We start from the raw sequence: 19,355 nt of genomic DNA on the forward strand, positions 1-19,355 counted from the left end.
TACGATAAGACGTTTTGTTACTACCACTAATCTAAATATTTTCCGTCTACTTTGAGCGCTTGACAGACTTCTTTTAAATTGTCAATCGTTAGAATATTACATTCCTTCAAGTTTTTTTGACTAATCATTTTTAAATCAAGAGCTATCTTAGCTGCCTTGTTAGCTGTTTCAATCAATCCAAAACAATCTTGATAATCTACACCTGTTGAAAGAACACCATGCTTTGCCCAAACAACTAGACGATGGTCTTTAAGTTCTCTGGCTGTATCTAGACCTATTTGTCTAGTTCCAGGAACTTCCCAAGGCAATACTGCAATACCATCTGGAAATACCACGATAGATTCTGTCAAAACCGACCACAAATCTAAGGTTAAACTTTTACTAGTTACCTCATTAAGTAAAGAATAAAGAACTAAGTTAGTAGCATGATTATGAACAACTACTCTATGGTCTTTATTGACAGCTAGTCTAGCTGAGTGCGCTAAAATATGCATGAAAATTTCACTTGTTGGCTTTTTACCAGAATTAAATCCTGCTATAATCTGGTAGCCCGTCTGAGTTAAACGAATAATTCCAGAGTCAACAGCTGGCTGGTTTTTCAACTGCCTAAAATGACTCCAAGAAGCTGAAATCAGCAAGTATTGATGTTGCATATTTTCAGGAATTGGCATGACTTCTATTTCCGGAGATTTTGGATAACTATTAAAGTCAGTCCCTGCTAAAATTGGCCAATCTAAGCCAATGTAAACTTCTCTATCTTCGAATCGTTCACGCATAAACTCAGAAACAACCTCAGAAATCGGAGAAAGAGCTTGGGAGAATAATTTAAAAACCATTGGAAATAAGGTTAAGGCAGTGGCTGCTTGTACTGCTAGAGTAAAGGCATATTTAATACCATTCCCAGAAGATAAACCAAGTATGAAACCAATGATCGCACCCATTACAGCATTTTCACCAAAAATCCCAATTTTATCTTTTAGGGTATCGGCATCAAACTGTTTATTTAATAAAGGTATTTTCTTTAACAATTCATCAATCGGATGAAGTAAAACAGCAATCAAACAGATAAAGTGAGGTACTGTAACACCTGGAATACCAGTTAGTCGCTCTACTTCCGGTGCAAAAACATCGCCAAGTTTCAGTTCTAAAACGATAATAATAGCTGCTGCAAGGAAACCAAAGAAAACATTATTGGTAAAATAAGTCACAATTACGGCTGTGAAAATTTTATTCCAGACATTCCACAAATCCACATTTAAGGTTTTGGTCTGATTGGTCACTAACAATAAGAAATTGATTCCCAATTGCAAAGGAAACATGAGGAAGGCATAAGGCCAAGCCCAACTAATATTGGCTGCCCCTGGCCAACCAATATCAACAGCTGGTAAAGAAATACCGGTATGTGTTGTCAAATCATTAGCGGCTGCACCCATACTGGTCATAATGAAATTAACCAAAATCCCCATTCCTGTAAAGGCAATCCCTAAGGTTAAAGCTGCTGAAAAGGCATCTCTGAATTTCATTTTCATCAGTAATCCAACAACCAACATCAAGAAAGCCACAAAAACAGCTGCTCCTAAATCTAATATGTATTGAATAACCGTCTTTAAGATATCCATAACCCACTCCTTTTAACTCTTGATAAAATTAACAATCTTATCTAACTCTTGTTTTTGTCCCATACCTGTTAAAAAAGCAACCCCATTAAAAACTGGAATACCATAATCTTTTTTGGGCTTTACAATAGAGATATAGGCATCGGCTCCCTTGATATGATGATCCAAGGATTTCATATCAACTGCTTCAATTTCACAAGGATGACCTTCTTCTTTTAGCAAACGACTAACTTTAGAAGCTACAGTTTGAGAAGTTGCTACGCCTGAACCACAGGCTACAATAATTTTTTTCATGTTAAATCCTCCAGATTTTTTGGTTGCGAAAATAATTGATAAACAGCCATCGGATCTTCAGCATTTTCTAAAGCTTGAATAAAGGATGGTCTAGAAAAAAGCTCCATCAATTCAGATAATAAACTGGTTTGTTCTTCTGGCTGTGAAATACCCTAAACCATAACATACTTAACATCTAATTTCTCATCGTCAGTTCCCATTTGGATAAAGGAAACTGGTTTTGCAAGTCGATTAATAAAAATAAATGGTTTTTTGACATGTTGAGCGTAAGTGTGAGGAATAGCAACGGCTATATTTTCTAGTTGTAAGCCAGTTGGATATTCTTTTTCTCTTAAAATTATGGCCTCCTCAAAACTTTCTAAGACATAGTCTTTTTTCAGTAAATAGTCTGAAAGACTAGCTAATAACTCTGATTGGCTCTGCGCACAGACATTAAGATTTATCAAATCTGTACCCACTAACCTTGGAATAATTGGGCTCATATATCCTCCTTTTTAATAATAAACTTCTTTAAATAAGGCTTCCTTAAACCTCTTACTATCATTGGCTTCCCATAAATCCTCTATGTAAGCCGTACTATCAATTTTAGAATAAATACTTATCAAGGCCTCTCGATACCAGTCAACTTCGTTTCCTGCAATAGCAATCAGCATAATCACTTTAACATAGTGCATCCCCCATTTGATTGGCTTGTCCAAGGTCATCATAATCAGCTGAGATTTAGTGACTGCTTCTGGATTAGCATGAGGTAAAGCAATACCAGTATAAACTCTGGTAGAACCTAAGCGTTCACGCTTAAAAATTGAGTTATGATAAGCAGGATTTTCTTGATTCTCAAAAGCCGATAAAGAGATAATATACTCTAAACACTCTCTTTTTGACTTAAACGATTTCTTCAGAAAAATACTCTCATCGATTAAATGATTAATAATCGATTCTATATAGGTTTTATGATCGGCTAGCTGCGCTAATAATTGGGTATTTCCTTGTAAAAAATTGGAATAGTATCGTTGAATTTCTTGCAACTGAGCTGGTGTAATAATACTATCAACAAAAATAAAGGGGCGTCCCATCTCTGAAATATCAACCGAACTAATGATTAAATCGTGATCAGTTAAATCTATCTGATTTAAATCTTCTTTACTAACTGCTTGAATACATTCATTCAACGGTAAAACTTTACGTAGCTGAGACATAATTAATTCAGAAGTAGCTAAATGGTGCGGGCAAATCACATAAATGGTCAAAGGTTTTAATTTTCTTTGAATAGCAACTTCAAAGTGAATGGTTAGAAAAGAAATTTCTGTAGCATTTAAATTAACTTGATAATGAGCAGAGAGTTCTTTTGTGGCAAGCCAGACTAAATGATATAAGACACTGTATTGTGTTTTTATCACCTCTGTCATTTGATTAGAAATCAGAACCTGATGCTTAAGTCGAAAGAGCATCGGCTGGATATGCACCAATAACATTTTAAGCAGATGCTTGTCATCACTTAACCCTATACTAGTTAGTTGACTGACTTTTGCAATTAAATCTTGCACTTGCTTCACTAATTCTGGTTCAAAGTGAGAATCATTTTTTATGTATCCAACTGCCAACATAGCTGATAAAGTAGCTAAAATCTCTGTTTGAGGTAAGCTTTCAGGAGAAAGTTGATAAAGATCAGCTAAAAAGGAAACTTCATATCTTTGAAGACTTTCAGAGGTCAAATCCTCAATGTGATTAAGTAACTTGCCTTGCTTAAATCTTAGAAAAGCTATTGTAGCGTCAAAAATAAAATAGTATTTGTAGACATCACTAATTTCAAAATGATAGTGCTCAGTGTAATGGGTTAAACTTGAGAGGATTTTTGTTAAGTCTTTGGTTAAGAAAAAACGTTCCAATATAGCTAATGACATTTCTTCATGATCTTTCAAGATACGGTCACTAATAACCTGTCTTAAAAAGGTTCGGATACTGGACTCCTTCCCTTTCAAGGAAATCTTTCCCGCAGATCTCTCTAAAACAATTTGAAAATCCTTAGCAGTATCTGCTAATTTTTCCAAATCTCGCTTGATTGAAGCTTCACTCACAAAATGATCTAAAGCAAATGCAAGCGGATCTATACTGCCTGAACCAAAACCTAACTCTCTAATAACTTCCAATTCACGATAAGCTACTGACATCTTAAAATCTGATTCACTTTGCTCATCAGTTCCCTGTAATTGCTGGATTAGTTTTTGTCGGTCATTATCAGAAATTATTAAAATAATCCCAAGGTGAGGCTTTCGATCAATAGCAATCTCAAAGGGCTCTAAAAATTGATTTAAATGGTCAATATCCTTATAGACCGTTTTGGTAGATACCGAAAAAAGCTCTGCATAGTCCTTTGATCTTTTATAATCGTTCTGATTCAATAAATCTCTTAATAAACTCTTTTGCCTACTATTCATGATATCTCCTCATATTGTAACCCCTTACATTAACTAGTATAGTCTATTTAGAAAAAGATAAAAGTCAAAAAACTTCCAGAATAATCTGGAAGTCTTTGGTTTTATCTTTTTTATCAATTAGTCACTCACTGTCTTATTTTTTTAGGTAAGCAATGGCCTCATGAACGGTTTTAACTGGAACAATTTTCATCTTGGTTTTCAATTGCTTAGCTGCTTTTTTGGCTTCTTCATAATTGCTAATAGCTGTTGGGTCTATTTTTTTAAGGGCTTTATCGACAGGGTTATTAGGCACAAAGAAAATCTCTGCTCCAGCTTCATGTGCCGCAACGACTTTTAAGCCCGCACCTCCAATATCTCCAACTCGCCCGTCATTCATGATCGTACCTGTTCCAGCAATGACTCTACCTTTACGTAAATCTTCATGATTAATTTGATCATAAATATCAAGGGTAAACATTAAACCAGCACTTGGTCCACCTACACCTTGGGCATCAAATGTCACTTTATCTTCCGATTTAACTTGTGTATGGTCTACCAAGCTAATGCCGATACCGTTTTTACCATTTTTGAGCTTGATAATCTTGCCTTTTTCAGACCTGGATTTTCCATCAGAGGTAAATTGAACACTAACTTTTTCACCACGTTTCAGACTTGAAACGTATTTAACAAGTTCGGCTGAGCTTTCAAATTCTTTGTTATTGACACCTGTTACCGTATCAGCTAAGTGTAATCTTCCTTTAAAAGTTGAGTCTTTACTAATATCAAGCACGTAAACACCCTTATAATCCACATCTACTTTTTTGCCAGCCAAAGTTAGGGCTTGATAGATCGCTTCATTTTGAGAACTTTCCATAAAAAATTGGTTAATTCGCAAGTAATCAGCATCGCTATAGCCTCCAGTAGCATTTTCTGCAGAACTAATCTCCGTAAAAGGTGTTAACCAGGCATAAAGGAGTTGGGCTAAAGTGGCTCGGCTTAACGTAATAGCAACAAAGTTATAGGAACCTTTTTCCTTATCTTTTTTGTCGTTGACTTTTAAAACTGTCCGAATATCGTAGGCACCACCTGGCATCTCAATATAATAGGGTAATGGAAAGACTAAAGAAACCAAGACTCCCATTAAAGCGACTAAAGTAACTAGCCACCATTTTAGTTTTTTAACTGTTTTCATTTTTTTCTTTCTCCACTTGGTTAAGTACAGATTGGGGGACAAAGTCGTGAATAGAAGCGCCAAAATGAATGAGCTCCCTAATACGACTTGAACTGATGGGTTGTAATTGATGATCTGAAATCAGGTAAATGGTATCAATAGTTGGTGCTAATTGGTGATTGAAATAATCCAAATTCGCTTCATAATCAAAATCAGTGGCATTGCGTAAGCCCCTAACAAAATGAGTTATGGATAAGTCTTTTGCCAGTTCAACAGCTAATTGGTTTTCAGCTGTAACGACTATAACATTATCCATTTCTTGTAAGGCCTCTTCCAATATCTGGACACGGCTTCTTATAGAAAAAGAGCCTTTTTTATTAGGATTGTAAAAAATACCCACATAGAGCTGATCAAACAAGTGACTGGCACGCTTAATAATATCCATGTGGCCATTTGTTACGGGATCAAAGGATCCTGTATAAAGTCCAATTTTACTTGACATAGACGGTTACCTTACTAATTCCATATTGTTTTTCTTTCCAAATGCCTACGTCTGCTACTTCTTCGGGTAATTGTACCGCTTTATCGGTTTCACAGACAATCATAACCTCTTCACTCAAAAGCTTCTTAGCAGACAAGGCTTCGATGGTCTCAACAATTCTTTCTTTAGCATATGGCGGGTCTAAAAAAATGAGGTCAAAAGGCCTGTCAAGACTTTTGATGGCTTGTTCAGCCTCCATTTTTATCAACCGAAATTGCTGAGAAGATTTGGTCATGGCGATGTTGTCTTGAATGATAGCTTGTGCCTTACGGTCACGCTCCACCAATACTGCTTCAGACATACCTCGAGAGATAGCTTCAATGGCTAGTCCACCAGAGCCCGCAAACAAATCTAAGACCCTACCTCCATCAAAGTAAGGGCCAATCATATTAAAAATTGCGCCACGCACCTTATCGGAAGTGGGACGCGTCGTTTTACCTTCTAAGGTCTTTAAGGGACGACCACCAAATTCACCTGATACAATTCTCATAATAGTTATTATAGCAAAAATCCCTAACCATACCTTAAAAAGAATAACTTTTTTCAAATTTAGTCCCTTTTTTCCTAAGGAATAAACCAATCAAAACCAAAAAAGTCCCAGATGAGTCAATTGAAGGACTCTTCTAAGAACTTTTTTAGCTTATAAAATATTATCGAAGGTATCTCTTACATCTTGTGGCCAAACAGAAGTTTGTACTTCACCAATATGTTTTTTACGCAATAAGAACATGGCCATACGAGATTGACCAATTCCGCCACCAATCGTTAGAGGGAAGAGGCCGTTTAAGAGTGATTTATGCCAATCAAAAGATAAGCGGTCTTGGTCGCCTGTGATGTCAACCTGACGTTTCAAGGCTTCCTCATCAACTCGAATACCCATAGAAGACAATTCAAAGGCTGATCCTAACTGATCATTCCAGACCAAGATATCACCATTTAAGCCATGGTAACCATTTTCAGACTCGCTTGTCCAGTCATCGTAGTCAGGAGCGCGGCCATCATGTGGTTTACCGTCAGGTAAAACCCCACCGATACCAATTAAAAAGACGGCTCCAAATTCTTTAGTAATGGCATTTTCACGTTCTTTAGGAGTTAAGTCTGGATACTTAGCCACTAATTCTTCAGTGTGAATAAAGGTAATTTTTTTAGGTAAAATAGCTTCAATGTCATAACGGGCTTCAACCGCTAATTCGGTCAAACGGATAACCTTATAAATGGTTTCAACCGTTTCTTTCAGATAAGCTAGATTACGCTTGCCATCTGGAATAACTTTTTCCCAATCCCATTGATCCACATAGACTGAGTGGGTTTGGTCCAAAGAATCCTCATCAGGACGGAGGGCTTTCATATTCACCACAAGACCTTCACCTTCATTAAACCCAAAACGTGCTAATGTATGGCGTTTCCATTTAGCTAGGGAATGGACAACTTCAAATGTTGCATTAGGAATTTTGAGAACATTAACCGAAACAGGGTTTTCAATACCGGACAAATTATCCTGCATACCGTCCCCGACCCGACTTAAAATGGGTCCTTGCACTTCAACAACATCTAACTTAGCAATTAAATACTGAGTGAAAGTATTCTTAACAAAGGAAATCTCCTCTTGTTGATGAATAAAACTTTTCTTCATAGCCCCTCCTTAAAAATTTAGTGTGATCTAATCACTTTATTCTCTATCTTTAAATAGTCCAAAAATAAAAAATATTATGCTTATTATACAATTAATAAAAGTAAAGGAAAAGACTAAATTCGCTTAATTTAGCCTTTTCCTTTACTTATTTCTGTTTTTATTTTAGCTAGCAAACCCTACTAGTCAGCCACGATTTGAGTACCAGCTCCCTCAGAAAGGACCTTGTCAATGTTTTCAAGTGACGTGATGATTGCTTTTGAAGAAGGTTTGTTTTCTACAAAGGCAATAGCTGCTTCCACTTTAGGTAACATAGAACCTGGAGCAAATTGATCTTGAGTGATGTACTCTTTCATTTGAGAAACAGTCACAGTTTCCAATTTTTCTTGGTCTGGTTTGTTATAGTTAACAAAAACATTATCAACACCTGTAAGAACGATGAACAGATCAGCATCTACTAATTCTGAAAGTGTTTGGCTAGCAAAGTCTTTGTCAATGACAGCTTCAACACCAGTAATGTGTTTCGTTTCAGGATCTTCCACAACTGGAACACCGCCACCACCAGCGCTGACAACAACAACACCAGAATCCACTAAGCTACGAATAACATTAACTTCTTTGATGCCAACTGGTTTTGGAGAAGGTACAACTTTTCTCCAACCGCGCCCAGCATCTTCTTTAAAGTTAGCACCAGTTTCTTCCATTTGTTTCTTAGCTTCTTCTTCAGAAAGGAAAGGTCCAATTGGTTTTGTTGGATTGCTGAAAGCAGCATCATTTTTATCAACAATAACTTGAGTTACTACTGCTGCAACATCCTTTTCAATGCCTTGAGCTTTCAATTCATTATCAAGAGCATTTACTAACCAAAAACCAATGCTTCCTTCAGTCATGGCAACACAGGTATCTAAAGGCATTGCAGGATTTTTTTCGGAATCAGCTGCCGCTTGTTGTAATAATAAGTTACCTACTTGTGGTCCATTACCATGGGTGATAATCACTTCATTACCTTCTTTGATTAATTTCACAAGTGATTTTGATGTTGAAATTAAGGCTTCTTGCTGTGCTTTAGCTGAAGCATCTGTGGATAAAATAGCATTTCCTCCAAGTGCAACAACTATTTTTTGTTTTGACATATTTTTCTTCTCCTCATCATTTATTATCTCGTTAGACGGTAAATAGCTTCCGCATAGATGTCCATTGCTTTAAAGGCATCTTCTAAGACGATGTGTTCATTTTCTTGATGTTCGGTTTGGACTGCCTCAGGGAACAAAGCTCCAAAAGCAACGCAGTTAGCCATGGTTCTGGCAAAGGTAGCACCGCCAGAAGATTGAGCAGGGCTTTGATCGCCTGTTTGCTCACGATATACTTCAAGAAGCGTCCTTACCAACTCACTATCCAAAGGCACATAGAGCGGTGCTAAATAATCAAACTCTTCATAAGTTAGCCCATATTCTTTTGCCTTAGCAGTTAATTGTTCAACCAGCTTATCTTTATCAGCTAATACTGGAATCCGAATATCTAAACGAATTTCGGTTTCATCTTTATTCAAGGTTAACCCAGCAGCATTGAAACTCAAGTTTCCTGAAGGCTCATCTTGGATATCTCCAAAGATATTAAGCCCTTTACCATCTTCATCCACGACATTGGCTAAAAAGTCCAAGCTTGGATCAGAATAAATAGCGACTAAGGCTTTGGCTAAACGGATCAAGGTATTAATGCCATCAGGAGCATCTTTAGCATGCTGAGCCAAACCATAAACTGTTAATTCTTGATCGGTTTTGACATATTCAAAGGCTAACTTATCAAGCTCTTTGGCTACTGCTTCTAAGTCTCTACCTTGATAACTTGCTCTAGCAGGGACCACATTATAAGCTTGACCCACTTCTAACTCTAGACTTTCAGAACCTTTTCCGATTAACTTAGCTTGAAGCAAGCCTTTTTCAGCATAAGTCAGAGGAAAAGAAGAGTCAGGTGCAAAGCCAAATGTAGCTTCTTCTTCTATTTCATTATAGCGATTCATGCAGCGCCATAAGGTTTCTTCATCAGTACCGAAAATGAAACGAATCCGTTTGTTAAAGCTAATCCCTGCATCCATTAAGGCTTTGGTTGCAAAGAGTGCCATCATTGAAGGTCCCTTATCATCTTGTGTCCCCCGACCAAATAAGCGACCATCTTCTTCAACACAGTCAAAAGGATCTGTTTTCCACAAGTTTCGATCACCTTCTGGCACCACATCCAAATGACACAAAATAGCTAAGACCTCTTTTGGGTCACCTAATTCGGCATAACCGTAGTAACCTTTTGGATTAATGTAAGTTGAAAAACCAAGCTCTTCACATAGCTTCAACGTTTCTTCCAAGACGTCTTGGATGGCTTGTCCAAATGGCGTGCCATTCTCTCCTTCTTTTAAAACAGAAGGAAAGGAGACAATCTTTTTAATAGCTGCCACACAATCTTTTTGATGGTTTGGTGTGATATAGGTTTTCATAAATTAAGGCCTCCATATTACTTAGCTCTAATAAGGTAAGGCTAAATCTCTTAGATAAAGAATGTTGCTAGTAACATGATAGCAACACTAACTACCATTACAAGAGCAATAAATTTTCCGACAAACTTCCACCAAGTTGTGATGTCAACTTTACCAAGTGCAAGAGCTCCCATTACAATTGCTGATGTTGGTGATACAATATTTAGCACCCCTGAAGCAGATTGGAAGGCTGTAATAACCAAGTGATCCGGTACATTTGAGAATTGGCCTAAAGGAGCCATGATACCCATAGTAGCTCCAGAAAGTCCTGAAGTTGATGGGATTAAGAATGACATTGGTAGGTAGAATAAGTAAGTTAAGATAACAAAGACTTGTGAAGAAAGTCCAGAAAGTCCTTTTTCACCCCAAGAAAGAATGGTTGCAGTGATTTGACCATCGTTCATGATGACTTGGATACCACGTGCTACCGCACAGATAATAGCTACCCCTAAAAGATCTGCGGCTCCAGCGATAAATGATGAAATGAAGTCTTCTTCTTTCATTTTATAAACGAGAGCAACTAGTATTCCCATCATGATGAAGAGCATTGAAATTTCAGGGAAGTACCAAGTTCCAAGTGGGGCTGCTGTTTTGCCAAACAATGTCCCAAAAACAGGTAATCCTGTTAAGAAATTATTAATATCTGTAAAGAGATTGATTTTGAAGCCTTCCCAAGGAATAAGACTTAGAATCATAATGGCAAAAGCAGCAATGAAAATCCAAAGGACTTTACTTTGAGCTTTTGTCATATCTGAACCTTGATTTTCAAGTTTAAAGAACTCACGATGTTCTTTCATTTTATCGGCAACCAAGGATTTACTTGGGTCTTTTTCAACTTTGATCGCATAGCTATAAACAAACCAAATAGATAGAGCTACTAAGACAAACCATTGAAGAATACGCCAAAACATACCGTCTGCAATAGAAACACCAGCAGCGTCAGCTGCTACTCCTGTTGCAAATGGGTTTATGGTAGAGGCTAAACAACCAATTTGCGAACCAATCAGTATAATAGCCACAGCAACCAAGGTATCAAATCCAACCGCAAGCATTACTGGTATAAGCAATGGGTAAAAGGCCATGGTTTCTTCACCCATTCCATAAGTTGATCCACCTAATGCAAAGATTGGAATCAAAATGGCAATGAGCATTTTTTCTCTACCCTTGTTTTTCTTAACAATTGATGAAATACCTTGGTCAAGTGTGCCAGTTTTATTAACAACACCCAAGAAACCGCCAACCATAAGAATAAAGAAAGAAACTTGAATAGCGCCATCTGTTTTGTCAGTTCCTAGCATCCCACGAACAGGAGCCATAAAGACATCATACAAACCTTGAGGATTTGCTTTTACGGTGTGGTAAGTACCTTGGATAACTTCTCCAGCTTTATTCTTATCATAAGATCCTGCTGGAATAATCCAAGTAAGTATTGCCATAATGGCAATAATGATAAAAAGAACAGTGTAAGAAGAAGGGATTCTAAAACCCCCGTTTTTTTCTTCTGTCATAATGTTTTACCTCTTACATTTCATAAAAAGAAGTCGCCCTAGTTCCGGTCAAGGACGCCAGAACCAGAACGACTTGTGCATTTAGTTAAAGTACCTTTTAAGTAGTAACATGAAATGGTTATATTACTGTTTGTTAAGAATTAATGCATTAAGTCTTAATTACACTTTTGGAATAAAGAGATTACCAAGTGTTGCTGCCATAACAGCTTTGATGGTGTGCATACGGTTTTCTGCTTGATCAAAATGACGAGCGTATTTGCTGCGGAAAACCTCATCAGTAACTTCCATTTCTTTCACGCCAAATTTTTCAGCAACATCTTTACCATAAACAGTATTTGTGTCATGGAAAGCTGGTAAGCAATGCAAGAAGATAAGATTTTCGTTGTCTGCTTTTTTGATTAAGTCCATGTTGACTTGATAAGGTTGCAACAACTCAACGCGTTCTTTGAATTTATCTTCTTCACCCATTGATACCCAAACGTCTGTATAGAAGACATCAGCGCCTTTAACAGCTTCATCAGCATTGTCAGTAATCAAGATACGTGCTCCGGATTCTTTGGCAAAACCTTCAGCAAGTTTAACAATTTCTTCTTCAGGGAACAATTCTTTCGGTGAGAAGATATGAACGTTTACTCCCATCAAAGTACCTGCTACTAACAGTGAGTTAGCCACATTGTTACGTCCATCACCACAGTATACAAGAGTAATGCCTTCTAATTTTCCAAAGTTTTCTTTAACAGTCAAGTAGTCAGCAAGCATTTGTGTTGGATGCCATTCATCTGTCAAGCCATTCCAGACTGGAACCCCTGAGAATTCTGCTAGTTCTTCTACCATTCTTTGGCTGAAGCCACGGAATTCAATACCGTCAAACATACGTCCCAAAACTTTGGCAGTATCTTCAGTTGATTCTTTTTTACCCAGTTGAATATCGTTTGCCCCTAGGTATTCTGGATGAGCTCCCAAATCAATAGCTGCAGTAGTGAAGGCTGCACGTGTACGAGTTGATGTCTTTTCAAACAAGAGCGCAATGTTTTTGCCTTCTAAGTAATGGTGAGGAATCCCACGTTTTTTAAGGTCTTTTAAGTGTGCTGACAAGTCGATTAGGTATTCAAATTCTTCACGTGTAAAATCTTTTTCTGCTAGGAAACTACGTCCTTGGAATACTTGAGTCATCTTTTTTCTCCTTTGAGTATTTATTGTTTTTCTTGAATGTGATATAGAGATAGTAGGCAACAAAGCCTCCTAACATTAGAGATAATGTCCAAAATAGTGAAAAGGCAACACTTTTCTGTACAACATTTATAAAGTGCTTTTTTCTTTAAGCAATTAATCTCCATGTCATGGGTGTCTGGTAGTTGAGACTGCCATGAATGCGATGGTAATTCCACCAGTGCACATAATCTTTCGTTTTAAGGATTAATTCTTCCAGTGACTGAAAGGTTTCTTGATGAATAAATTCAATTTTGAAAGCGCGATAGGTGCTCTCAGCTACCGCATTGTCATAGGGACAGCCTGCTTGGCTTAGAGAACGATTGATTCCAAAAGCTTCCAACATGTCATCAATCAGCTGATTATCAAACTCCTTCCCACGATCAGAATGGAAGATCTTGACCTTGGTCAGAGCGTAAGGGATGCTCTGAATCGCTTGTTTAACCAATTCGGCGGTCTTATGCCAACCAACTGACAAACCGATGATTTCACGATTGAAGAGATCAATAATCAAGCAAACATAAGCCCAGCTATTACCGACACGAACGTAGGTTAAGTCTGTTACTAAAGCATTTAGAGGCTTTTCTTGATGAAATTGTCTGGCTAAGTGATTAGGAATAGCTGCCACATTCTTCCCTTTTGAATGTGGCTTGAAGGCTGCTTTCTGATAAACGGATACTAAGTTGAGTTTGTGCATGATGCGACGAATCCGACGACGAGGCAGCTGGATGCCTTCATTTTCCAAACATTTCTTGATTTTCCTAGCCCCGTATCTGGCCTTACTTTCGAGAAAAATAGCTTTGATATTTTCTTCAAGTTCCGCTTCGGAGACTGGTTTAACAGCCTTGTAGTAATAGCTAGAACGAGGAATGTTCAACCAACGACACATGGCTGAAATGCTATATTTGTCTTTATTAGCAGTGATTACTTCTCTTTTCGTGCCATAATCACCGCCGCTTGCTTTAGGATATCTAACTGCATTTCGAGTTCTTTATTACGCTTTCGGAGTTCAATCAGTTCACGCTGCTCATCTGTAAGATTATCAATAGTTTTAAAGGAACCAGTTGTTTTAGCCTGACGTACCCACTTATCGAAGGTTGATGGGGTTAACTCATATTCTTTGATAAGCTCACTTCGTTTCATCCCTGCATTGTGAAGGTCAACGATTTGTTGCTTAAAGTCATCGGTGAAGTGGCGACGTATTTTTCTAGACATAATATTCTCCTATTTTCTTTAGTGTAGAACACTTTATAAATTCTGTCTAGTTTAGTGTAACCTATTCATAGCATTAGCTGTCCCCTATATGTTTTTCTAGCGTTTGACAAGCTTGCCCATCTTCTAGATAAACTTGACCTTTTGCTTTATAGCCAAGCGTTTCGTAAAAGGACTTAGCGCTTAGTTCACTATGAATCACTAATACATGGTAACCTTCTTTTTGAGCATACTTTTCCATAGCTCTAATAATCTGAGCACCATAGCCTTTTCCACGATGTTTTGATAGTGTAGCAACACGTGTTATTCTAGCTTCAGTAGCTATTTCTGGAAGGAAGCGTGCAGTTGAAACAGGCTCTGAATGATCATAAAGAACAGCATAACAAGTGTCACTAACGTCCTTATCATCGAACTCTTCATCTCGTTTGATATGTTTTTCTAAAACGAAAACTGAGTATCTAATATAAAGACTAGCTGCTCGTTGAAAGGCTTGGTTACCAATAATAAGCTCTTTCATAGCTTTTTAAATGTCTTCGCGTTCAAATGGCATTGACATACAACGAGGTCCACCACGACCGCGAACCAATTCACTTCCGTGAATCTTGATCAATTTCAATCCTTTTGATTCTAAGATAGCATTGGTAATGGTATTACGGTTGTAAACCACTACAACACCTGGTGCGATGGTCAAGGTATTTGAACCATCATTCCATTGCTCACGTCCAGCTGCTACTAAGTTATCACCACCACAACGGATCAATTCAACTTTTTCAACGCCAAGGTTAGCTGCTAGTAATTCAGCAAGATTACCCTTTTCTTCTTCAATATGAAGTTCATCATTTTCATATGTTACAGAGTAAACGCGGAGGTCGCCTTCAATTTCAGGGTGAATGGTGAATTTGTCATAGTCAACCATTGTAAACACGGTATCCAAATGCATAAATTTACGGTTATTAGCAAATTCAAAGGCCAAAACTTTCTTGAAGCCAAGATTTTGTTTAAAGATATTAACCAAGAGTTTTTCAATTGAAGCAGCATCTGTCCGTTGTGAAATCCCTACAGCCAAAACATCTTTAGAAAGGATTAATTCATCCCCACCTTCGATACGAGTGTCTTCACTTCTGTCATAGACCATTGGCACCTTGCCACCACCATAAATTGGGTGATAGGTGAAAATGTATTTCCCATACAAGGTTTCACGGTTACGTGTTTCAGAGAACATGTGGTTGAGAGAAACCCCTTCACCAATTGTCGCAAATGGGTCACGTGTAAAGTAAAGGTTTGGCATTGGATCAATAGCAAATGGGTAGTTAGATTCCACAAGGTCTGTTAATCCTTTAGCCTCAGCAGGAATTTCTGGAAGTTCTGATTTTTGAACCCCTGCCATGGTTTTATCAATTAATTCTTGGTTGTCTTCGATAGACATCAATAATTCACGAATAGCTTTTTTAGTGGCACGCCCTCTGATATTAGCTTCTGAGATATACTCCTCAATAAATTGTTCACGAATGTCAGCATCAATTAATGATTCAGCCGCCAATTTTTCTAGGTAAAGAACTTCAACACCTTCATCTCTCAAAGCTTGTGCAAAAGCATCATGTTCTTTTTGAGCATCTTCAAGATAAGGGATATCATCAAATAAAAGTCTTTCCAAATAGTCAGGCATCAAGTTTTCGATTTCTTTTCCTGGTCTGTGGAGTAAGACTTTTTTGAGTCTACCAATTTCAGAATAAACATGAATCGGTGATTTAGCAGTCATAAGAATTACCTCTTTCTAATTGATAAGTTTTGTGAATTCACTAGTCAAGATTTCTTCTTCTTGCTTACATGCTTAGTCTACCTCAAAGAATACTTAAAAAGGGGGTATTTCTCACGTTTAAAATGTGTAATCGTTTACACTTTTCTTGTCGTTTTTTTATCTTTATAAATTTGTATACGTTTACTTGTAAGTTTTTTACATTTTAGCGTAAAATTTTATACTTATAAATTCAGAAAAAAAGCCAAAAATCTTAATTTTTTGGCTTTTCTTTATTTTGTATATTGTAAAAAATAGGTTTGATCTAAATAGGTCAGGTATTTTCCTTTCATACTGATCAGTTTTTTCTTCTTCAAGTCACGCAAGACATGACTAACCGTTTCTCGGGTAGTTCCACTCATTTGGGCAATATCTGTTGTTGTCAACTGAAATGGAAGACTGTCACTTTCTTTTCCCATTTCAACCAATAAAATGGCTAAGGCTTGTGTCACTCGTGAACTGGCACTAGAAGTAATAAGGTTACGGACTTTTAATTCGTGCAATTCCATAAGTTTTGACATTTTACTATAGAGATGTTTCATTTGTTGACGATTCTCTAACGAATAGGCTTCAAAGAGTTCAACTGGCAAGTAAAAATAAGTGACATCAGTCATGGCCACTACCGAAAAATGATAGGTAGGATCTGTAAATAAGCCGCCATAAGGAAAAATAGTCCCATGTCGAATAAAATCCGTGTAAATAAAGGTTCCTGAACGATCTGTTTGTTCCACTTTAAAATAGCCAGAAGTGACTAAAAAAAGCTTATCTCGCTTATCTCCTTCAAAAAAAAGGATATAGTCTTTTTTAGCTTTTCGAAACTCCATCTGACCAACAATTTTATCAAATTGTTCAATGGTAAAATGACTAAAGTCATCTAGTTTTCTAAGGTATTGATAATCTTCTCGTCGAATCACACCATTCTCCTTTACTAAGCATTACTTCATTGTAACATAAAAACAACATATTTGTAAGCGGTTCAGTTTAAACTTTACGCCTTTATGTCTTTTTGTTATACTCGGATTGTATGAATATAAATTAAAGGAAAATTATAAAAGATGAATAAGAAAGAAACACGTCACCAGTTGATTAGATCTCTTATTTCTGAAACCACTATACATACCCAACAAGAGTTGCAAGAACGCCTGAAAAAAAATGGTATTAGCATTACACAAGCAACCCTTTCTCGTGATATGAAAGAATTAAATCTTGTCAAAGTGACTTCAGGTAACGATACCCATTATGAAGCCTTAGCTATCTCTCAAACACGTTGGGAACACCGCTTGCGCTTTTATATGGAAGATGCCTTAGTGATGCTAAAGGTTGTTCAAAATCAAATTGTTTTAAAAACCTTACCTGGACTGGCTCAATCATTTGGTTCCATTTTGGACGCCATGCAAATTTCAGAAATTATTGCTACTGTCTGTGGAGATGATACCTGCCTTATCATTTGCGAAAGCAATGAAGAAGCTAGAGCTTGCTTTGAAACCCTGAGTCATTACACCCCACCCTTTTTCTTTAGTAATAAATAAGCAAAAACTAGGGAGCTATTATATGCTTAACCTAGTTTTTTTATGTTTTTAAATAATAATACTAGAACAATCCTTATCCAAGATATAAGACGTTGTATTTGCTCCAAGAGAGATTTTGGCGTGTCCTTCTATAAAATCAAGCGCCTCTTGCAAGCGGTCTTGCCCACTAGCATCTAAGGCCTCTATGATTAAAAAGGCATTTTGGGTGTGCTCTGTAATCATCGTTCTTTCACCATCACGCCAATTAAGACAACGGCAAACAGCACCCGCATCATCTTTATAACACAACTCCCCTGCTAGGGTTGGCTGGTTCTCACAATCACCAATTAAGAAAAAGTCATCACCACCATCAGTAAGCGTTAAGCGCAAATCTCCGACAAAGCTATCACTATCTTCTGCTCCCACGGGTAAACCAAATCGCAAACTAGCAGCATTATACAAGTCTACCAAGGGATTAATAGGACTAAGCGTCTGGCCTTTTGATACTCGTTTTAAAAGTGCTTCGATACTTGACCTAGCTCCTTTTTTCGTTTTAAATTGCTGATAAGCTTTTCGATAAACCTGAATAATCTCATTATCGCTAAAAGAAGGATTAGTCAAGTAAGCCTTAGCCATGTTCTGACTTTCTGCCAGTATACACTCGATTTCAGGGTGGTTTTCTGTTTGATTAGTCAAATCTTTCAGTAATAACACCCCTAATTTAGCTTCTGGAAAAAGTGTGCAAAAACTCTGATCAGCAATAAATTGAACCATGACTTATCCTCCTCTATTAATCCTTGGATGGATTATCTTTAAGATACTCTTTTTCCTTTAAAAAAGCAATTAATTGAGGGGTTGCTCGTCTTGGACCTCTGATGGCATTAATCCCCTGCTTTTTTAAGAACTCAAAGGTCAACCAATCATCTTGGAAGCTTTCCTCAAGCGAGAGTAGCATCAATTGCTCAATAGTGGCATCTTGACGATAGCCATCATTAGGAATAGCACTTTTCAAGACACGACACAGATAGCGAATAGCCTTTGTAGGGGCTGTAATGTATATCAAAACGTAATCGCCAGGCTTGATACTGGCTTTTTGTGTCCAGAGAATGTCGCGATTAGCTGCAAATTCAGCATCAATATCATAATACTTGAGATTAGCAGGAATAATCCAGTAATCCCTTTCTTCGCCAGTGGCTAAAGGATCTGGATTGGCTAAATAGCGGCTTTGACAAACGAGCTGCCATAAGACCTCCCAATCAAAAGACCCATCCAATATAATACTAACCCAGTGTTTCTTAGACATGTGATAAGCAGGATAAACACCATCTTGTGATAAGAGCCTTGGCAATATTTTAGGGTCCACCTTGATAGTGATGAGAGTCACTTCTTTTCCAAGGAGCGCTTTAGGCGGATTGTCTAGTTTATCAGCTAGGAGTGGGAAAATCATCAGATACCATTTTCCTAAGACGCGATAAGTGGCAAATTCGGGATGTTTCTCAAAAGGGTAGTCTCTAGGATCTGACCACTCCTTGGCTATTTTTTCAGCTAAGTCATTAGCTTGCTTGGAAAGAAAGGGCTGCTCTTTAAAACAAGGTTCTGCCAGATGATTCAGCAGCTCCTGATAAGCCTGGCGAACCTTCGTGACATATGGTCCCATTTGTCTCTCATTTTGTAGAGGCAAGTAGGGCTCCTTTAAATCACTATCGATCACTTTACCTGAAATCCTCCCAGAAGAATCAATGGTGAATGAGGCAATAAAGGCTCCGTCTAAAAAATAAGTTTCATAGGTATAAAGACCATCCTCGAACGTAAAACCATAAGGAATTAAATGATCAAATAGAGGGACTTTACGACTAAAATAAGTGGATAGAATAGACATTTCTTCTCTTTTCTAAGATTAGATAAGGATAGCTCAAAAGCGATTTCACTC

At 37.5% G+C, this 19,355-nt stretch carries 19 protein-coding genes; 1 reads left to right on the top strand and 18 read right to left on the bottom strand.

Features of this window, described 5'->3' with window-relative positions:
- Nucleotides 1-26: 26 nt before the first annotated feature.
- The 16 genes from rhaD to STRIC_RS02855 form a co-directional block, all read right to left on the bottom strand.
- Nucleotides 27-1,619 carry a rhamnulose-1-phosphate aldolase gene (gene rhaD / locus STRIC_RS12570; RefSeq protein WP_008088000.1) on the bottom strand — a complete coding sequence of 531 codons (1,593 nt, stop codon included), beginning with the start codon at nucleotides 1,617-1,619 and terminating at the stop codon, nucleotides 27-29.
- Nucleotides 1,620-1,631: 12 nt separating this feature from the next.
- Nucleotides 1,632-1,910, bottom strand: a complete 279-nt coding sequence (locus STRIC_RS02780) for a PTS sugar transporter subunit IIB (RefSeq protein ID WP_008087869.1) — start codon at nucleotides 1,908-1,910, stop codon at nucleotides 1,632-1,634.
- A 152-nt stretch (nucleotides 1,911-2,062) separates the two neighbouring features.
- On the bottom strand, nucleotides 2,063-2,392 hold the full coding sequence (locus STRIC_RS02785; RefSeq protein ID WP_008087861.1) for a PTS sugar transporter subunit IIA: 330 nt from the start codon (nucleotides 2,390-2,392) through the stop codon (nucleotides 2,063-2,065).
- A gap of 12 nt (nucleotides 2,393-2,404) precedes the next feature.
- On the bottom strand, nucleotides 2,405-4,345 hold the full coding sequence (locus STRIC_RS02790) for a BglG family transcription antiterminator (RefSeq protein ID WP_008087821.1): 1,941 nt from the start codon (nucleotides 4,343-4,345) through the stop codon (nucleotides 2,405-2,407).
- A gap of 133 nt (nucleotides 4,346-4,478) precedes the next feature.
- Nucleotides 4,479-5,516, bottom strand: a complete 1,038-nt coding sequence (locus STRIC_RS02795; protein ID WP_008088008.1) for a SepM family pheromone-processing serine protease — start codon at nucleotides 5,514-5,516, stop codon at nucleotides 4,479-4,481.
- Nucleotides 5,503-5,997, bottom strand: coding sequence for a pantetheine-phosphate adenylyltransferase (gene coaD, locus STRIC_RS02800; RefSeq protein ID WP_008087888.1), 495 nt, complete (start codon nucleotides 5,995-5,997; stop codon nucleotides 5,503-5,505). The genes STRIC_RS02795 and coaD overlap by 14 nt, the downstream gene beginning before the upstream one ends.
- On the bottom strand, nucleotides 5,987-6,526 hold the full coding sequence (rsmD, locus tag STRIC_RS02805) for a 16S rRNA (guanine(966)-N(2))-methyltransferase RsmD (protein ID WP_040831917.1): 540 nt from the start codon (nucleotides 6,524-6,526) through the stop codon (nucleotides 5,987-5,989). Before rsmD ends, coaD begins: the two co-directional genes overlap by 11 nt.
- 150 nt (nucleotides 6,527-6,676) lie before the next feature.
- A complete protein-coding gene (gene asnA / locus STRIC_RS02810; protein WP_008087816.1) occupies nucleotides 6,677-7,669 on the bottom strand; it encodes an aspartate--ammonia ligase in 993 nt (330 codons plus the stop codon).
- 179 nt (nucleotides 7,670-7,848) lie between these two features.
- On the bottom strand, nucleotides 7,849-8,799 hold the full coding sequence (arcC, locus tag STRIC_RS02815) for a carbamate kinase (protein ID WP_008087963.1): 951 nt from the start codon (nucleotides 8,797-8,799) through the stop codon (nucleotides 7,849-7,851).
- A gap of 23 nt (nucleotides 8,800-8,822) precedes the next feature.
- Nucleotides 8,823-10,154 carry a dipeptidase gene (locus STRIC_RS02820; protein WP_008087849.1) on the bottom strand — a complete coding sequence of 444 codons (1,332 nt, stop codon included), beginning with the start codon at nucleotides 10,152-10,154 and terminating at the stop codon, nucleotides 8,823-8,825.
- A 50-nt stretch (nucleotides 10,155-10,204) separates the two neighbouring features.
- Nucleotides 10,205-11,701, bottom strand: a complete 1,497-nt coding sequence (locus STRIC_RS02825) for a YfcC family protein (RefSeq protein ID WP_008087915.1) — start codon at nucleotides 11,699-11,701, stop codon at nucleotides 10,205-10,207.
- A gap of 159 nt (nucleotides 11,702-11,860) precedes the next feature.
- Nucleotides 11,861-12,874, bottom strand: a complete 1,014-nt coding sequence (gene argF, locus STRIC_RS02830; protein ID WP_008087936.1) for an ornithine carbamoyltransferase — start codon at nucleotides 12,872-12,874, stop codon at nucleotides 11,861-11,863.
- 145 nt (nucleotides 12,875-13,019) lie between these two features.
- A protein-coding gene (locus STRIC_RS02835; protein WP_156033571.1) for an IS3 family transposase occupies nucleotides 13,020-14,125 on the bottom strand; the annotation gives its coding sequence in 2 pieces (ribosomal slippage) (nucleotides 13,020-13,849 and nucleotides 13,849-14,125; 1,107 coding nt in all).
- Nucleotides 14,126-14,198: 73 nt separating this feature from the next.
- Nucleotides 14,199-14,639 (bottom strand): GNAT family N-acetyltransferase, encoded by a 441-nt coding sequence (locus STRIC_RS02845; protein ID WP_008087989.1) that lies wholly within the window; start codon nucleotides 14,637-14,639, stop codon nucleotides 14,199-14,201.
- Between the two features lie 6 nt (nucleotides 14,640-14,645).
- Nucleotides 14,646-15,881 (bottom strand): arginine deiminase, encoded by a 1,236-nt coding sequence (gene arcA / locus STRIC_RS02850; RefSeq protein WP_008087965.1) that lies wholly within the window; start codon nucleotides 15,879-15,881, stop codon nucleotides 14,646-14,648.
- Nucleotides 15,882-16,150: 269 nt separating this feature from the next.
- Complete coding sequence (locus STRIC_RS02855) at nucleotides 16,151-16,831, bottom strand: Crp/Fnr family transcriptional regulator (protein ID WP_008087920.1); 681 nt, start codon at nucleotides 16,829-16,831, stop codon at nucleotides 16,151-16,153.
- 141 nt (nucleotides 16,832-16,972) lie between these two features.
- Here STRIC_RS02855 and STRIC_RS02860 point away from each other — a divergent pair, with 141 nt between their 5' ends.
- Nucleotides 16,973-17,446 carry an arginine repressor gene (locus STRIC_RS02860; protein WP_008087919.1) on the top strand — a complete coding sequence of 158 codons (474 nt, stop codon included), beginning with the start codon at nucleotides 16,973-16,975 and terminating at the stop codon, nucleotides 17,444-17,446.
- A 48-nt stretch (nucleotides 17,447-17,494) separates the two neighbouring features.
- Here STRIC_RS02860 and STRIC_RS02865 read toward each other — a convergent pair whose 3' ends face one another.
- Both STRIC_RS02865 and STRIC_RS02870 read right to left on the bottom strand, forming a co-directional pair.
- Nucleotides 17,495-18,199, bottom strand: a complete 705-nt coding sequence (locus tag STRIC_RS02865; protein WP_008087823.1) for a B3/B4 domain-containing protein — start codon at nucleotides 18,197-18,199, stop codon at nucleotides 17,495-17,497.
- Nucleotides 18,200-18,215: 16 nt separating this feature from the next.
- On the bottom strand, nucleotides 18,216-19,304 hold the full coding sequence (locus tag STRIC_RS02870; protein WP_008087900.1) for an MmcQ/YjbR family DNA-binding protein: 1,089 nt from the start codon (nucleotides 19,302-19,304) through the stop codon (nucleotides 18,216-18,218).
- Nucleotides 19,305-19,355: the final 51 nt, after the last annotated feature.

The organism is Streptococcus ictaluri 707-05, assembly GCF_000188015.2.
Lineage (GTDB): Bacteria > Bacillota > Bacilli > Lactobacillales > Streptococcaceae > Streptococcus > Streptococcus ictaluri.

Bases quoted from the DNA above. Each gene is read 5' to 3' on its own strand.
- arcC (WP_008087963.1), bottom strand. From the start codon at position 8,799: ATGTCAAAACAAAAAATAGTTGTTGCACTTGGAGGAAATGCTATTTTA.
- STRIC_RS02790 (WP_008087821.1), bottom strand. From the start codon at position 4,345: ATGAATAGTAGGCAAAAGAGTTTATTAAGAGATTTATTGAATCAGAAC.
- coaD (WP_008087888.1), bottom strand. From the start codon at position 5,997: ATGTCAAGTAAAATTGGACTTTATACAGGATCCTTTGATCCCGTAACA.
- STRIC_RS02795 (WP_008088008.1), bottom strand. From the start codon at position 5,516: ATGAAAACAGTTAAAAAACTAAAATGGTGGCTAGTTACTTTAGTCGCT.
- STRIC_RS02865 (WP_008087823.1), bottom strand. From the start codon at position 18,199: ATGGTTCAATTTATTGCTGATCAGAGTTTTTGCACACTTTTTCCAGAA.
- STRIC_RS02860 (WP_008087919.1), top strand. From the start codon at position 16,973: ATGAATAAGAAAGAAACACGTCACCAGTTGATTAGATCTCTTATTTCT.
- argF (WP_008087936.1), bottom strand. From the start codon at position 12,874: ATGACTCAAGTATTCCAAGGACGTAGTTTCCTAGCAGAAAAAGATTTT.
- STRIC_RS02825 (WP_008087915.1), bottom strand. From the start codon at position 11,701: ATGACAGAAGAAAAAAACGGGGGTTTTAGAATCCCTTCTTCTTACACT.
- STRIC_RS02785 (WP_008087861.1), bottom strand. From the start codon at position 2,392: ATGAGCCCAATTATTCCAAGGTTAGTGGGTACAGATTTGATAAATCTT.
- arcA (WP_008087965.1), bottom strand. From the start codon at position 15,881: ATGACTGCTAAATCACCGATTCATGTTTATTCTGAAATTGGTAGACTC.
- rhaD (WP_008088000.1), bottom strand. From the start codon at position 1,619: ATGGATATCTTAAAGACGGTTATTCAATACATATTAGATTTAGGAGCA.
- STRIC_RS02845 (WP_008087989.1), bottom strand. From the start codon at position 14,639: ATGAAAGAGCTTATTATTGGTAACCAAGCCTTTCAACGAGCAGCTAGT.
- rsmD (WP_040831917.1), bottom strand. From the start codon at position 6,526: ATGAGAATTGTATCAGGTGAATTTGGTGGTCGTCCCTTAAAGACCTTA.
- STRIC_RS02870 (WP_008087900.1), bottom strand. From the start codon at position 19,304: ATGTCTATTCTATCCACTTATTTTAGTCGTAAAGTCCCTCTATTTGAT.
- asnA (WP_008087816.1), bottom strand. From the start codon at position 7,669: ATGAAGAAAAGTTTTATTCATCAACAAGAGGAGATTTCCTTTGTTAAG.
- STRIC_RS02780 (WP_008087869.1), bottom strand. From the start codon at position 1,910: ATGAAAAAAATTATTGTAGCCTGTGGTTCAGGCGTAGCAACTTCTCAA.
- STRIC_RS02820 (WP_008087849.1), bottom strand. From the start codon at position 10,154: ATGAAAACCTATATCACACCAAACCATCAAAAAGATTGTGTGGCAGCT.